Source organism: Microbacterium sp. CCNWLW134 (assembly GCF_037083565.1).
GTDB lineage: Bacteria > Actinomycetota > Actinomycetes > Actinomycetales > Microbacteriaceae > Microbacterium.
Genome location: NZ_JBAOJU010000002.1, coordinates 1,082,305 through 1,097,226, shown reverse-complemented (window position 1 = coordinate 1,097,226; position 14,922 = coordinate 1,082,305). Strand labels below are relative to the sequence as shown.

At 70.4% G+C, this 14,922-nt stretch carries 11 protein-coding genes; 2 read left to right on the top strand and 9 right to left on the bottom strand.

The genetic code is table 11. From position 1 onward, the window contains the following. Positions 1 to 42 precede the first annotated feature (42 nt). Together V6S02_RS15820 and V6S02_RS15815 are read left to right on the top strand one after the other, a co-directional pair. Entirely contained in the window at positions 43 to 1,086 is a 1,044-nt protein-coding gene (locus V6S02_RS15820; RefSeq protein WP_124293973.1) for a 3-hydroxyacyl-CoA dehydrogenase, read from the top strand. A gap of 9 nt (positions 1,087 to 1,095) precedes the next feature. Then, on the top strand, positions 1,096 to 1,860 hold the full coding sequence (locus tag V6S02_RS15815) for an HpcH/HpaI aldolase family protein (protein ID WP_336401598.1): 765 nt from the start codon (positions 1,096 to 1,098) through the stop codon (positions 1,858 to 1,860). Here the strand turns inward: V6S02_RS15815 and V6S02_RS15810 are convergent. The 9 genes from V6S02_RS15810 to V6S02_RS15770 are packed head-to-tail and all read right to left on the bottom strand — an operon-like array spanning position 1,808 to position 14,849. After that, positions 1,808 to 2,896 (bottom strand): ABC transporter ATP-binding protein, encoded by a 1,089-nt coding sequence (locus tag V6S02_RS15810; RefSeq protein WP_336401596.1) that lies wholly within the window; start codon positions 2,894 to 2,896, stop codon positions 1,808 to 1,810. The genes V6S02_RS15815 and V6S02_RS15810 overlap by 53 nt on opposite strands. Further along, the gene (locus V6S02_RS15805; protein WP_336401595.1) at positions 2,893 to 4,488 is read right to left on the bottom strand and encodes an ABC transporter permease; all 1,596 of its coding nucleotides are present in this window, start codon (positions 4,486 to 4,488) and stop codon (positions 2,893 to 2,895) included. Before V6S02_RS15805 ends, V6S02_RS15810 begins: the two co-directional genes overlap by 4 nt. Before the next feature lie 20 nt (positions 4,489 to 4,508). Further along, a complete protein-coding gene (locus tag V6S02_RS15800) occupies positions 4,509 to 5,558 on the bottom strand; it encodes an extracellular solute-binding protein (RefSeq protein ID WP_336401594.1) in 1,050 nt (349 codons plus the stop codon). Positions 5,559 to 5,571: 13 nt separating this feature from the next. Then, positions 5,572 to 8,745: a hypothetical protein gene (locus V6S02_RS15795; protein WP_336401593.1), complete on the bottom strand. Its 3,174-nt coding sequence runs from the start codon at positions 8,743 to 8,745 to the stop codon at positions 5,572 to 5,574. A gap of 16 nt (positions 8,746 to 8,761) precedes the next feature. After that, entirely contained in the window at positions 8,762 to 9,136 is a 375-nt protein-coding gene (locus tag V6S02_RS15790; protein WP_124293979.1) for a PPOX class F420-dependent oxidoreductase, read from the bottom strand. A gap of 18 nt (positions 9,137 to 9,154) precedes the next feature. After that, positions 9,155 to 10,114, bottom strand: coding sequence for an ABC transporter permease (locus V6S02_RS15785; protein WP_124293980.1), 960 nt, complete (start codon positions 10,112 to 10,114; stop codon positions 9,155 to 9,157). Then, positions 10,111 to 11,166: an ABC transporter permease gene (locus V6S02_RS15780; RefSeq protein ID WP_124293981.1), complete on the bottom strand. Its 1,056-nt coding sequence runs from the start codon at positions 11,164 to 11,166 to the stop codon at positions 10,111 to 10,113. The genes V6S02_RS15785 and V6S02_RS15780 overlap by 4 nt, the downstream gene beginning before the upstream one ends. Next, on the bottom strand, positions 11,163 to 13,010 hold the full coding sequence (locus V6S02_RS15775; protein WP_124293982.1) for an ABC transporter ATP-binding protein: 1,848 nt from the start codon (positions 13,008 to 13,010) through the stop codon (positions 11,163 to 11,165). Before V6S02_RS15775 ends, V6S02_RS15780 begins: the two co-directional genes overlap by 4 nt. Positions 13,011 to 13,058: 48 nt before the next feature. Continuing rightward, the gene (locus V6S02_RS15770) at positions 13,059 to 14,849 is read right to left on the bottom strand and encodes an ABC transporter substrate-binding protein (RefSeq protein ID WP_336401592.1); all 1,791 of its coding nucleotides are present in this window, start codon (positions 14,847 to 14,849) and stop codon (positions 13,059 to 13,061) included. Between the last annotated feature and the right edge of the window lie 73 nt (positions 14,850 to 14,922).

Sequence of the window (14,922 nt, the reverse complement as noted above, 5' to 3'; positions counted from 1 at the left end):
TTCGATCACCGCCTAGAACGCCACCTCGGATCGGATGCCGATATGACCTCACCCCCGCCCGCTCGACCCGACGCCGCGGCGTCCGTCGCCGATACCGTGGCGGTCATCGGCGCCGGCAGCATCGGCATCGCCTGGACGATCGTCTTCGCCTCCGCAGGGATCCGCGTGCGCATCTTCGAGGCCGCGCCGGGGGTGCGCAGAGCCGCGATGGACGAGGTGGCCCACATGCTCGGCGAGCTGTCCGGAGCGGGGCTCCTGGATGAGCCGGTCGCCACGGTGCTGAAGCGGGTGCAGGTGCTCGAGAGCCTCGAGGCGGCGGTGAGCGGGGCCGATTTCGTGCAGGAGTGCGTGATCGAAGACCTCGGCGTCAAGCAGGGTCTCTTCGCCCAGCTCGATGCACTGACCGATCCCCGAGTGGTGCTGGCCAGCTCCACCTCGACGATCACGGCCTCGGCCTTCGCCGAGGGTCTCGCCGGACGTGAGCGGTGTCTCGTCGTCCACCCCGCCAATCCCCCGTACTTCCTCCGCGTCGCCGAGGTCGTTCCCGCGCCGTTCACCGCCGCGAGCACCGTCGCCACCGCCCAGGCGCTCCTCCTGCGCGCGCGGCTGACCCCGATCGTGCTCGGCCGCGAGATCGAGGGATTCGCCTTCAACCGCCTGCAGGCCGCGATGCTCCGCGAGGCCTACTGCCTCGTCCGTGACGGCGTGGTGTCGGCCGAGGACATCGACACCCTCGTGCGGGAGGGCCTGGGCCTGCGCTGGTCGGTGATCGGCCCCTTCACCACGAGTGAGCTCAACACGCGGGGTGGGCTGCGCCGCCACGCCGAGGTCCTCGGGCCGGTGTACGCCCGCATCGCGCTCGAGCGCGGCGGCGACAACCCCTGGAACCCCGACACCATCGAACACGTGGCCACGACCATCGAGCAGCGCCTGCCGCATCCGGCATGGGAGGACAACGTGCGCGAGCGCGACCGCGCGATGATGCGTCTGGCCTCTCTGCTGCAGCACTTCGACAACCCCCTCGCCGACGTCCGCCCCCGCCGGGAGGATCTGGCCGGTGTGACGCCGATGGCGGCGCCTCAGTAGAGTCGGCCCGTGACCTCCTCCCCCTCCCCGGTGCGCCTCGCCGCCTGGTCGATGCTCGGCGTCCCCGCCGCGGCATCCCTCCTCGCCGGGATCGGCGCCGATCTGCTCGTGCTCGACGGGCAGCACGGCCTCTACGACGACGCCGCCCTGATCGCGGCCATCCCCGGCGCCGCACGAGTCCCGGTGCACGTGCGCGTGCCGCACAACTCCCCCGCGCTCATCGGACGTGCCCTCGACGCCGGGGCGCGCGGGGTGATCGTGCCGATGGTCCAGAGCGGCGACGAGGCGATCGCGGCGGCACGCGCCAGCCGGTACCCCCCGCTCGGAGAGCGCTCCTGGGGTCCTCTCGCGGCCTACCGGGGCGAACCGACGATCGACCCGGTGACGGCGAACGAAGCCGTCTGGTGTGCCGTCATGGTCGAGACCGCGCGCGCCGTGGCCGACGTCGAGGCGATCGCCGCGGCCCCCGGGGTGGATGAGGTGTTCGTCGGTCCCTTCGACCTCGCCCTTGCCCTGGGCACCACGGTCGGCGATCTCCTGGCCGACCGGTCGCCCGGCAACCCGCTCGACACCGTCGTGGCGGCGTGCCGCCGGGCGGGCACGGTGGCGGGCGCTTTCGCGGGAGGTCTGGCAGCGGCCGAGAACCTCATCGGCCGCGGGTACACCAGCGTCGCCGTGGCCGTGGACACCCAAGTGATCGCCGCCGCCGGCGCCGACCTCATCAGCGCCGCGCGCTCGCTTCCCGCTCCCACAAGTCCGCCGCCCGCGGCGTGAGGTGAGCGGCGGCTCCGTCATCCGCGACGGTCGCGACCACTCCCTCGACGATCACACCGACCCGATCACCGGGACCGAGGTCGGCGGGCGTCACGGCCTCGATCTCGCCCCCGCCCGGAAGGGCGATCCGCACCAGTCGGTCGGCACCGCGGAAGGAGGCGCGGACGACCGTTGCGCCGAGACCGGCGGCCGGATCGGTGAGCGACACCGACTCGGGCCGGAGCACCGCCAGACGCGCGCCCGGCGGTGTTTCGGGGTCGACGGCGACCTGACCGAGCGGGGTGACGGCGACGCCGGGCCGTGTCACCCGCGCCGGAAGAAGGGTGGATCGCCCGACGAACTCGGCGGTGAAACGGTCGGCCGGGCGCCGGTAGACCTCGGCCGGATGCCCTGCCTGGTGGACCCGGCCGGCCCCCATCACCACCACGCGATCGGCGACGGCGAGCGCCTCGCCCTGATCGTGGGTGACCAGCAGCGCCGAGGTCCCGGTGCGGCGCAGCGCCGCGACGGTCTCGTCACGAACGCGTTCGCGCAGACTCGCATCGAGGTGCGAGAAGGGCTCGTCCAGAAGCACCAGCGCGGGCCGCGCCGCCAGGGTCCTCGCCAGGGCCACCCGCTGCTGCTCGCCGCCGCTGATCTCCGACGGCATCCGCGCCGCCAGGTGCGCGATGCCCAGGAGGTCGAGGATGCGGCCCGCCTGCGCCATCCGATCGGCCCCGCGCAGTCCGAAGGCGGCGTTGCCGGCGACGTCGAGGTGAGGGAAGAGGACGCTGTCCTGGAAAACCAGCCCGACCCCGCGCGCCTCGGGCGGCACGAACCGCGCACCCCCGCTCATGCGCACCCCGGCGATGTCGACAGTCCCCGCGCCGCGGTCGAGGCCGGCGACCAGGCGCAGGATCGAGGTCTTTCCGCAGCCCGACGGTCCGAGAAGGGCGACCAGCTCGCCCTGCCGAACCGTGAGATCGACGTGATCGACGGCGACGACGTCGCCGAAGCGCCGGACCAGTGCGCGCGCGTCGAGCGCTGCGACGCTCACGACGCCACGCTCGCACGCACCTGCGACCGCGCGTGCAGCGCGAGGAGGGGGACACTGATGACGACCATGAGGAGTGCGGCGATGCTGGCAGTGGTGTACTGCCCCTCGATCATCGCACCCCACAGGCGCACCGCGAGCGTTTCCGACCCCGTCGGACGCAGCAGCAGCGTCACCGGCAGCTCGTGCAGCGTCGCGAAGAACACCAGCGCCGCCCCGGTCAGCATGGCAGGTCGGACCAGTGGCAGGACGACGCCGACGAGGGTGCGCATCTCACTTCGTCCGAGAGACCGGGAGACGTCGAGAAGCCGTTCGTCGATGCCGCGCAGCGCCTCGGAGAGCGGACCGATCGCCAAGGGGAGGAACAGGGCGGCGTACGCGAGGACGAGCGTGGTGCGGGACTGGTAGAGCGCCGCCGGGCCGGCGATGGAAAGGACCAGGATCGCCAGGCCCACCGCAAGGTGCGGCAGGGAATGGGTGATCCACGGCACGCCTTCCATCGCCCGCGTGAATCTGCTGCGTCTCCGCGCCGCCAGGGCGATGGGGAACGCCAGGAGCGTCGTGACCGCACCCGCCAGGAGGGCGAGACCGAAAGCGTTCACCGCCTCTTCCAGGACGGGGCCGGGCCGCGCCCCCGCTGCCCATCCCCGCAGAGCCCAGGTTGTCAGCGTCATCACGGGCAGCACGGTCGAGAAGAGCACGAGCACTCCGAGGAGCGTCGAGGCGATCGCCGCGGCGAGCGGTCGGAGCGGGGTGACGGCCGCCGGCCGGGTGTGGGCGGCCCCGGCGCCGTGCCGGCCGCGCAGCATGACCTGACCGGCGATGAGAACGCCCGAGACCAGGACCAGGGTGAGGCACAGCGCGAAAGCCGGGCCGACCTCGACGCGTCCGCGGAACTGTGCGTAGATCGCCCGGGTGAAGGTCTCGTAGCGCAGCATCGACACCGCGCCGAAGTCGGAGATGACGTACAGCGCGACCACGCACGCGGCGAGGGCGAGAGTGCCGCGCAGCTGCGGGAGGATCACGCGGAAGAACAGCCTCGAGCCGCTCTGGCCGAGGAGGCGAGCGGTCTCCTCGAGCGCCGGGTCCATCCTCGAGAGCGCGACGGCGGCCAGGGTGTGGACGATCGGCACCGCCACGATCGTGAGGCACAGTGTCGCCGCCCAGAGCCCCGCGGCGGGCGGCAGGCGGGAGATCCCCCAGGGGCGGAGAAGGTCGGTGAGAAGCCCGTCTCCGCCGAACATGCCCGACAGGGCGACCGCGACGACGTACGCGGGAAGCACGAGGGGGATCGTGATCGCCGTCGCCCACACCCGCCGGCCCGCGAAGGTCGTGCGCGCCGTCAGCCACGCCGTGGCCGTGCCGACGGGCAGCGAAAGGGCGACGACGAGGGCGGCGAGCAGGAGGGTGTTCCCCAGGAGCATCAGCAAGCGTGCCGGAGGGACGGTTTCAGCTCCCATCCCCGCCACCCCCTGGACCACGAGGACGACGAGCGGCGGCACGCTGAGTCCGAGCACCACGACCACGGCGATGATCGTCGCGACTCGGCCTCTGCTCGCCGCCGCGCCGCCGCGCACCACCGGGCTCACCGTCACGGTCGCCGATCTCACACGGGTCAGATCAGGCCTGCCCGTGCGATCAGGTCGGTGGCGACATCCAGGTTGCCGGCCACCTCGGCGAGGTTCATGGCATCGATGAGTTCCGGATCGAGCGGCCGCTCGCCCGCGGGCGTTCCGATGCCGAGCACGAGCGGGTACTCACCGACCTCGTCGAGGAAGTGGCGCTGCGCCTGGTCTGCGAGGAGGAACCGGATGAACTCCACCGCAGCTTCGGGGTGCGCACCGCCGGTCAGGCGGCCGATCGCGGTGGGCATCAGCACGTCGCCGGCGTCGCCCGCGGCGAAGGAGTGGTTGCGCACCGAGAAGGCGGGATCCTCGGCCCGCAGCCGGTGGACGTAGTAGTGGTTGACCAGCCCCACATCCAGATCTCCCGCCGCGATCGCTCGCAGCTGCTCCTCGTTGCCGTCGAAGATCTGGGGATCGTTGGCGGCGATGCCCTCGAGCCAGGCGAGCGCCTCGCCCTCGCCGCGGATCGCCACGAGAGCCGCCACGAACGAGACGAAGGAGCTGTGGGTGGGCGCGAGCCCCACCCGCCCGCGCCACGGCTCTTCCACGAGCTCCGAGATCGTGTCCGGAAGCTGATCGGCCGATGTCGTCGCGGGGTCGTAGGCCAGGACCCGCCGTCGAGCCGTCACGCCGACCCAGTCGCCGTCGCTTCCCGCGATCCCGGGGACGACGGCGTCGAGAACATCGTCGGGCAGGCGGCTCAGCAGCCCTGCCTCCGAGATCGCGCCGATGTAGGCGGGGTCCTGCGTGAAGAAGAGGTCGGCGGGAGACGACGCCCCCTCCTGCAGGATGGTCGTCGCGAGCTCACCGGTGCTGCCGTACCGCGCGTCGACGTCGAGCCCGGTGCGCCGCTCGAACTCCTCCACGAGCGGCCGTACGTGGTCTTCGTTGCGCCCGACATAGACGACGAGGTCGGCTCCCCCCATCGCCGACGCCCCATCCGTCGACGAGGAGCCCCCGGGGGCACCGGTACCCGTTGCGCAGCCGGTGAGGGCGAGCACGGCGGCGAGCGCCAGAACGACGGAACGGGGGGCACGCATGCGCACGACTCTCCTACAGACTCAGTCCGAGCAAGGGGACGGTGGTGTCCGCGCGCAGGGCTGCATCGAGCTGCGGCAGCCCGTCCGCGCGCAGGGCGGCCAGGCGCCGGAGTGCCTCGTCGGCCTCGGCCTCGAAGCGGTCGAGCACCTCGTACACCCCCGGCACGGGCCGGGTGTCGGAGAGCTCGACGACGATCTCGGGCAGGAGCACGATCTTCTGCTCGAGGCCCGCCGCCATCTTCAGCGCGTCGTTGTGATCCTTCATGTCGGGATTGGTGAGGATCCGACGCACCGCGTCGGCCTCCTCGGCGATCTCGGCGATGCGTGCCGTGAGCGGATGATCCCCGAGGCGGCGTGTGAGCCCCGACAGCACGTCGTGCACGGCCGTCGATGTGCCGATGCCGTCGGCGACCCGCTGCAGCAGGTCCCGGATGCGCAGAAGCAGGCGGTACTGCTCGCGCAGATCGTCGTCGTCGGCCACGCCGCGGGGGTCGCGGTGCACCACCACGACCTGCGCACGGCTGTCGCCGTCGGCCGTGATCGTGACGGTGTAGCGCCCTGGCGCCACACGGGGACCGGGGTAGACCACGCCGCGTCGCCCGTCCTCACCCGGCGCGGTGAGGGCCGGCTCCACGCGCAGATCCCACAGGAAGGCGTGCGCGCCGGCGTCGGTGGACGGCACTTCGGCGGGCGGGAGTTTCCGGTCTTCCGGCACGGAGGAGCGGAAGGTGCGCAGCGTCTGGCCCTCGGCGTCGGCGATGGCGATCGTGACCGAAGAGACGTCGGCGGGCAGGCGATAGATGAGCTGTGCGCCGTTCGGCGGGTTCTTCCCCCCGTCCAGCCACACCGTCTCGGCACTGCCGTCCGGGAGGTGGCGACGGGTGAAGGTCGCGCCGCCCAGGGGAACCCCCGGGAAGCCGCCCACCCAGGTGCCCTCGCCGGGCATGTCGAAGCCGTCCGGAGTGGGATAGCGGTAGACCGTCGGCGGGGTGAAGAGGTGAAGCCCGTCGGATGCGAGCGCGGCGATCTCGCGCAGCGGCGCCAGATCGTCGAGGATCCAGAACGCCCGCCCGTGCGTGCCCGCGATGAGTTCGTGGTCGCGCACCTTGATGTCGTAGACCGGCACCGAGGGCATGTTCCCGCGCAGGCTCGCCCAGGTGCTCCCCCGGTCGACCGAGAACCACACCCGCCGTTCGGTGGCCAGGAACAGCAGGTCGGGCTGCGTGGGATCCTCGCGGATGCTGCGCGCCCACTCCGACTCGGGGATGCCGGTGGCGATCGCCTCCCACGTCGCGCCGAAGTCATCCGTCCGATAGACCAGCGGCCGCAGGTCTTGCAGCCGGTAGGCATGCGCAGTGAGGTAGGCACGCCCGGCGCGGTGGTGGGAGGGCTCGATCCGGGTGACCGTCGCCCACTCCGGCAGACCCGTCGGGAACAGCTCCGTCCATTCGCCGCCGCCGTCGCGGGAGAGGTGGACGCGTCCGTCATCGGTCCCGACCCACAGTTCGCCCGGCGTGATCGGCGACTCGGCGAAGGCGTGGATCGTGCAGTAGACCTCGGCTCCGGTGGAATCCCCCGAGATCGGCCCGCCCGTCGGCTGCTGCTTGGCGGGGTCGTCACGGGTGAGGTCGCCGCTGATGCTCTGCCAGGTGATCCCGCCGTCGGGCGAGCGGAAGACCCGCTCACCGCCGACGTAGAGCACCTTCGGCTCGTGCGGCGAGAACTCGATCGGATACGTCCATCCGAAGCGGTGCTTCATCTCGCTCGCGCCGATGCCCATGAAGTACTCCGGCCACACGGCCACGTCGCGGGCCTGCTCGGTGACCTGATCGAAGCGCAGCAGCGGACCGGGGTGGCCGAAGCCGGCCCCGCCCAGCATGACGAAACGAGGGTCGGAGCGATCCAGAGCGACATCGCCGGCCTCGGCCTCGCCGAGCTCGAGGCAATCGGGCCAGCGCAAGGCCCCCTTCCACGACCGCGAGGGCGCGCGGATGCCGGAGTTGTCCTGCTGGGTGGCGTAGAGGTCGAACGGGAACCGGTGGTCGACGTCGAACCGGTAGAACTGCGCGGTGGGCTGATTGTAGATCGACGACCAGGTCATCCCGCCGTTGACGCTCACGCACGCGCCACCGTCGTTGCCGTTGATCATCCGCTGCGGGTCGCTCGGGTCGATCCACAGATCGTGGTTGTCGCCGTGCGGGGTCTGGACCTGCTGGAAGGTCCGGCCGCCGTCGCGCGAACGCCAGGCCCAGGTGTTCATGCACCACACGGTGTCGGCCTCGGTGGGGTGCGCGATGATGTGGCTGTAGTACCAGGGTCGGCCCTGCACCGACCGCTCGGTGGACACCTGCGACCAGGTCTGGCCCGCGTCATCCGATCGGTAGACGCCGCCCTGTTCCCCGATCGCCTCGACCAGCGCCCACACCCGACCGGGGCGCGCCGGGCTGGCCGCGATGCCGATCCGCCCGAGCAGGCCGGTGGCGAAGCCCGGGTGGTCCGAGATCAGCTCCCAGGTATCGCCGCCGTCGCGCGATCGCCACAGGCCCGAGTCCTCCCCGCCCGAGACGATGTCCCAGGGGTGGCGGACCATCTGCCAGATGGAGGCGTACACGACGCGGGGATTCGTCGGGTCCAGAACGAGGTCGGCGGCCCCGGCACGTTCGGAGACGTGCAGCACGAGGTCCCAGGTGTCGCCGCCGTCGCGGGTGCGGTACACGCCGCGCTCGGCGGAGGGGCCGAACACGTCTCCGAGCGCCGCGACGAACGCGACGTCGGCGTCGCGCGGATCGACGCGGACCTTGGCGATGTGCTTGGTGGCATCCAGCCCCCGGTGCTGCCAGGTCTGGCCGCCGTCGACGGTGCGGTACACCCCATCACCGGGCACGACGTTGTTGCGGGCGAAGGATTCGCCCGTTCCCACCCAGATCACCTGCGGATCGGCGTCGGCGACGGCGATCGCCCCCACCGAGGCGGACTCGAGGAAGCCGTCGGACATGGGCTTCCAGTACTGGCCGGCATCGTCGGTCATCCAGACCCCGCCGGAGCACGCGCCCATCCAGAAACGGGAGCGGTCGGAAGGATCCCCCGCGACGGCGACGACGCGGCCGCCACGGGAGGGTCCGACGCTGCGCCAGCGGATGACGTCGGGGCCGAGTTCGGCGGCCAGGTCCTCGCTCGAACGGGTCATGCCTTCTCCTTCGCGCTCACGCATGGGGCCGGATCTTGCAGATGACGCGTTCGCTCTCGATCTGCTCGGCGATGTAGGGGCGCCCGAAGTACCGTTCGGACAGCTCGTCGATGTGGGCGCGCGCCCGATCGCCGAGGATGAACTCGACCACCTCGCCGCGCACCTCGGCGTAGCTGTAGGGGTTCGCCTGATCGATGATCAGCACCGCGACCCGGGGGTCGCGTCTCATATGACGGTACTTCAGACGGTGCACCTCGGTGTTGATGAGGATGTGCTCGTCGTCGCAGTCGACCCACATCACCTGCGCGGTGGGCGATCCGTCTTTGCGCAGCGTCGTCAGAGAGGCGAAGTTCTTCCCCTTGGCGAGGGCGCGCGTGTGCTCATCGAGCATGATGACCTTTCTTCGATCTCACTTCACGCGGACGCGCGAATCGAGCAGCGCGTACACGATGTCGACCAGGATCGACGAGATCACCACGAACAGCGAGGCCAGCAGCATCGTTCCGATGATGACCGGCTGGTCGCCGCGGGTGACCGACTGGATCGCCAGACGACCGATGCCGTTGATCCCGAAGATCTGCTCGGTCACGACCAGGCCGCCCATGAGCACCGCGATGTCCAGGCTCACCTGGGTGACGACAGGCGTCAGGGCGCTGCGCATTCCGTGCCGGTAGACCACGGCGCCCTCGCTCAAGCCCTTGGCGCGGGCGGTGCGGATGTAGTCCTCGCCGAGCACCCCCGCCAGCTGGCTGCGCGTGAGACGGGCGTAGGTCGCCGCCGAGACGAAGCCCACCGTGATCCACGGGAGGATCAGGTGCCGCGCCCACTCCCAGGGGTTCTCGGTGAGGGGAACGTACCCCGCGGCGGGGAAGAGGGGCAGCCCCAGCACGGTGAGCTGGAAGAAGAAGACGTACAGCAGAAGCAGGCCGACGACGAAGGTGGGGACGCTCAGACCGCTGAGCACGAACACGGTGCTCACCCGGTCGCGGAAGGATCCGGGACGCCGGGCGGCGCCGATGCCGATGCTGATGCCGATCAGAAGCGCCATCGCAAGTCCGCCGATCGCGATGGAGGCGGTCTCGGGAAGGCGCGCGACGATCGAGTCGAGGACCGGCTGCTGGTTGAAGAACGAATACCCGAGGTCGCCCCTGAGCAGTCCGCCCATGTAGATCGCGTAGCGCTCGAGGATCGGCAGATCCAGCCCCAGGCGCTCGCGCACCTGGTCGACCTGGGCGTTCGTCGCCTGCACGCCCGCGATGGTGCGTGCCGGGTCGTTGGGCGCGACGTAGAACAGCAGGAACATGATCGCGCTGATCGCGAACAGGGTGAGGATGCCGGAGACCACCCGGCGGCTGAGGAAGCGGATCATGCGTGCGCGGCCTTCCGTGCGGCGCGCTTGGCGGCGCGGCGGCGGGCGAGACCTCGGCGGCCGGCGAAGAGCGTCTGCCGCGGGTCCAACGCGTCGCGGATCGAGTCGCCGAGGAGGTTGAAGGCGAGGGTCACCGACAGCAGCGCCGCCGAGGGGAAGATGACCAGCCACGGAGCGATCGTGTAGAGCGACCCCTGGGAGGCGATCGAGAGCATGTTCCCCCAGGTCGCCGTCGGAGGCAGCACACCGAGCCCGAGGAACGACAGGGTCGCTTCGAAGACGATCGCCTGCGGGATCAGCAGGGTGCCGTAGACGAGGATCGGCACGAGCAGGTTCGGCAGCACGTCCACGCGCATGATGCGCCAGTTCGACGCACCGAGGGAACGGGCGGCTTCGACGAACTCGCGTTCGCGAAGCGAGAGCACCTGCCCACGCACCACTCGGGCGATCGGTGCCCAGGAGAACAGCACGATGACCACCACGGTCGTCGTCAGCGACGGTCCGACGAGCGCCACGAGGGAGATGGCGAAGAGCAACTGCGGAAGGCTGAGGGTCGTGTCCATCAGCCACGTCAGGACGGTGTCGACCCAGCCGCGCAGGAACCCGGCGATGAGTCCGACCAGCGTGCCGATCCCCAGCGCCCCGATGGTGGCCGCGAAGGCGACGATGAGGCTGACCTGGGCACCGTAGACGAGTCGGACCAGGACGTCGCGACCGAGGTTGTCGGTGCCGAGGAGGAACTGCGGCCCCGGCGGGACGGGAGCACCGAACTCCGAGAGTCCTTCCTGACGGAACTGCTCGTTCGGACCGTGGCCCACCCACGCGGCGACCAGCGGCGCGGCGAAGGCCGCGACGATGACGAGGAGGATGACGACGGCGGAGATCATCGCCGTGCGGTCGCGCCGCAGGCGGCCCCAGACCAGCTGGAGCGGGCTGCGCGCGACGACAGCGGTCTGCCGGGTCTGGCCCGGGACCGCCTGCGCCTCGATGGCCTCGGCCTCCTCCTCACGTTCTGCCTCCACGCGCGCATCCGTGGGTCCGGGCCCGCTCATCGCTCTCCACCCTTCGCGAACATCCCGCCGCCGTCCAGAGCGGCATCCACGTGCGGCGCGGCTTCGAGAAGCGCACGGGTGTAGTCCTCCTTCGGCGAACGGTAGATCTCGTCCACCGTCCCCTTCTCGACCACCACGCCGCGATACATCACGGCCACCACATCGGCGATGTGCTCGACGACCGCGAGGTCATGGGCGATGAAGACGTAGGTGAGTCCGAGCTCGTCCTGCAGCGAGCTGAGGAGGTTGAGGATCTGCGCCTGGATCGACACGTCGAGCGCCGAGACGGGCTCGTCGCAGACGATCAGCTTGGGATTGAGTGCGAGCGCCCGGGCGATGCCGATGCGCTGGCGCTGTCCACCCGAGAATTCGGCCGGGAAGCGGTTGTAGTGCTCGGGGTTCAACCCCACGAGCTCCATCAGCTCCTGCACACGAGGGCGCAGTCCCCTGCCCTCGGCCTGGTCGTGGATGACGAGCGGGTCGGCGATGATCGATCCGACCCGTCGCTGCTGGTTCAGAGAGCCGTACGGGTCCTGGAAGACCATCTGCACTTCTCGACGAAGCGCGCGCCGCTCCGCGCGTCGCATCGTGGAGATGTCGCGACCTTCGAACTCGACGCGGCCGCTGGTGAGCGGGATGAGCCCGGTCAGCGCGCGAGCGAGGGTCGATTTGCCGCTTCCTGACTCTCCGACGATGCCGAGGGTTCCGCCGCGCGGAATGTCGAGGCTGACGCCGTCGACGGCGACGACCGTGTCGGACTTCAGGCCCAGGACACCCTTCCGCGCACCGGGGAAGGTGATCCGGACGTCCTCGATCCTGGCGAGGATCTCCCGGTCGGCACTCGCGGCGGCGTGGACCTCTTCGATGACGGGGAGGACGACGGGGCCGGCGTTCTCGACCGGCAGGACGCAGGCCGATCCGTGCCCCGGCGCGATCCGCTTCTCCTCGGGGAATCTCGGGAGGCACTCGGCGTGCGCGAAGGCGCACCGCGAGGCGAAGGGGCAGCCGGGCTCATCGATCAGCAGGCTCGGGGGATTTCCGGGGATGGCCTGCAGCACCGTGCGCTGCGAGCCGACCCGGGGGACGGAGCCGAGCAGACCCCGCGTGTAGGGGTGGTGAGGCTGGGCGAGGACGTCGGTGCGCGAGCCCCGCTCGACGATCCGCCCGCCGTACATCGTGATGACGCGGTCGGCGATGCCGGCGACAACCCCGAGGTCGTGGGTGATCATCAGGATGGCCGTGCCATGCTCGCGCTGGAGACGGTTCATCAGCTCGAGCAGCTGCGCCTGCACCGTGACATCCAGCGCCGTGGTCGGCTCGTCCGCGATCAGCAGCGACGGGCGCAGCGCGAGAGCGAGACCGATCATGACGCGCTGGCGCATGCCGCCCGAGAACTGGTGCGGGTAGTCGTCCACGCGCTTGTCGGGATTCGGGATCCCGACCTCGTCGAGGACGTCGATCACCCGCGAGCGCAGCGCCTTCGGCGAGGTGCGCTCATGAACCCGGATCGCCTCGGCGATCTGGGCACCCACGCGGAACTGCGGATGCAGCGACGACAGCGGGTCCTGGAAGACCATGCCGATCTCGCGCCCTCGGATCGAGCGCAGGTCGGCGTCACCCATCGTCAGCAGGTCGCGTCCCTCGAACAGCGCGCGTCCGGAGACGATCGCGCCGCTGGAGAGCCCGACCATCGCCTGGGTGCTGACGGACTTGCCCGAACCGGACTCTCCGACCACACCGAGGGTCTCCCCCCGGTCGAGATCGAAGGAGATGCCACGCACCGCGTGTAGTCGACCGTCTCCCGTGTCGAACGACACATCAAGATCCTCGACGCTCAGCAACACGTGGCACCTCCTTCTCTCTCATTCAGCGGTATTCAGATTCCTCGACGATCACTCGTTGAGGAACACCTTCGTCATGTCACCGTTGTTGGTCCACGCGTTCCACTCGAACCCGCCGACCCGCTCCGAGTGGAAGACGGGAGTGCGAGCGAAGGCGATCGGCACCCAGGCCGCATCCTCGGTCGCGACCGCGTCGGCCTCGATCCACAGCTCGTTCGCCTGTTCCGGGGTCTCGGCCGCGAGGGCCTCGTCCACGAGGGCGTTGAACTCCTCGTTGTTCCAGCCACCGAAGTTCGGCGAGCCGTCGACGTAGCCGCGACCGTCGAGCATGGGGACGAGGTAGGGGCGCCCACCGAAGTAGTCCGCACTCCACGCCGCGATGGCGATGTCCCACTCGCCGGCCTCGGTGATGTCCTGGTTGAGCAGGAACTCGCCGTAGAAGGCGTTCTGAGTGGTGACCTTCATCTCGACCTGGAAGCCTGCGGCCTCGAGGTCCTGCTGCATCGCCGTGGCGAGCGAGGCGTAGGGCTCGGTCTCGCGGTAGAGCAGCTTGACGGGAAGACCGTCGGCGTAACCGGCTTCCTCCAGCAGCTCCTGCGCACGCTCGGTGTCACCCTCGGCGGGCACGTCGAGAACGTTGGCCTGCTCGGTGCCCAGAACCTCGGGCGGCAGGATCTGCGTGGCGACCTCGGCAAGGCCCGGGCCACCCAGGATCTGCTGCGACGCGGCGCGGTCGATGGCGAAGTTCAACGCCTGACGCACCGTGGTGTCGCCGTACGCGCCGTCAGCGTTCGGGCTGAGGGTGTTGATCACCACGTAGGGACGGATCGCGCCGTCGCTGCCGATGACCAGACGCTCGTCGTTCGCACCGATCAGCGCCGGGACCGAGGCGGTCGGGGTGACCGTGTCGGCCCACTGCATGTCGACGGTGCCGGCTTCCAGCTGCTGCTGCACGGCGGCGGCGTCCTGACCCATCGAGATCTCGATCGCGTCGACGTTGGCGTCGCGGATCGGGTCGAGCTCGGCGTTCCACACCGGGTTGCGCTCGAGGGTGAAGCTCTCCTCGGGGACGTACTCGGCGATGCGGTACGGGCCGGTGGAGATGATGTTCTGGCGCAGCTCCGGGGAGTCTGGCAGGTACTCCAGGTACTCGACCGGCTGCGGCGCGAGGAAGACGCCGAGGGCCATGATGTCGATGAAGTCGGCGGCCGGCTGCGTGATGGTGAACTCGACCGTGCGCTCGTCGACGGCGCGCACGCCCTCGACGTCGTTGCCCTCGATGTACTCGCGGATCGCCTCGACCGTCGGCTCCACCTCGGCGAACCCCTCGCAGTACGCGTCGAGGCCGACGATGGTGTCGGTGAAGTAGCCGAGGGCGTTGGACGGCGACACCGGGTTGCAGATGCGCTTCGCGGCGAGCACGACGTCTTCGGCGACGATCTCGCGCGCGCCGTCGGGCGCGTCGAACTCGACACCCTCCTGGAGTTCGACGGTGTAGACGGTCCCGTCCTCGGAGATGCCGCCGTTCTCCACGGTCGGGATCTCCAGGGCCAGGTCGGGCACGATCTCGGTGTTGCCGGTGTCGTTGCCGGCCGGGACGTGCGCGAAGAGCGTCCGGGTGAGGGTGCGGTGGATCTGGTAGTCCGGCGCGGAGTACGCCGCCGCAGGATCCAGGTAGAGCACGTCGGAGTTCCCCGCGAGGCGGAGGGTGCCGCCCGTCGCGGCGTCGTCGCCGCCGGATGCGTCCGTCTCGCCTCCCCCGGGGTTCGAGCACGCGCTCAGAACGAGCGCGGGCAACGCGAGGGCTGCGGCGATGACCGCCAGCCGTGATCTCTTATGCATGGTGTTTCCTCTCATGCGTTTCGTCGGCTTTCCCTCCGCACGGGCGCCGAAGGGGGTTGTGAACACCGTGCCG

Bases quoted from the DNA above. Each gene is read 5' to 3' on its own strand.
- V6S02_RS15820 (WP_124293973.1), top strand. From the start codon at position 43: ATGACCTCACCCCCGCCCGCTCGACCCGACGCCGCGGCGTCCGTCGCC.
- V6S02_RS15800 (WP_336401594.1), bottom strand. From the start codon at position 5,558: ATGCGTGCCCCCCGTTCCGTCGTTCTGGCGCTCGCCGCCGTGCTCGCC.
- V6S02_RS15795 (WP_336401593.1), bottom strand. From the start codon at position 8,745: ATGACCCGTTCGAGCGAGGACCTGGCCGCCGAACTCGGCCCCGACGTC.
- V6S02_RS15785 (WP_124293980.1), bottom strand. From the start codon at position 10,114: ATGATCCGCTTCCTCAGCCGCCGGGTGGTCTCCGGCATCCTCACCCTG.
- V6S02_RS15780 (WP_124293981.1), bottom strand. From the start codon at position 11,166: ATGAGCGGGCCCGGACCCACGGATGCGCGCGTGGAGGCAGAACGTGAG.
- V6S02_RS15770 (WP_336401592.1), bottom strand. From the start codon at position 14,849: ATGCATAAGAGATCACGGCTGGCGGTCATCGCCGCAGCCCTCGCGTTG.
- V6S02_RS15790 (WP_124293979.1), bottom strand. From the start codon at position 9,136: ATGCTCGATGAGCACACGCGCGCCCTCGCCAAGGGGAAGAACTTCGCC.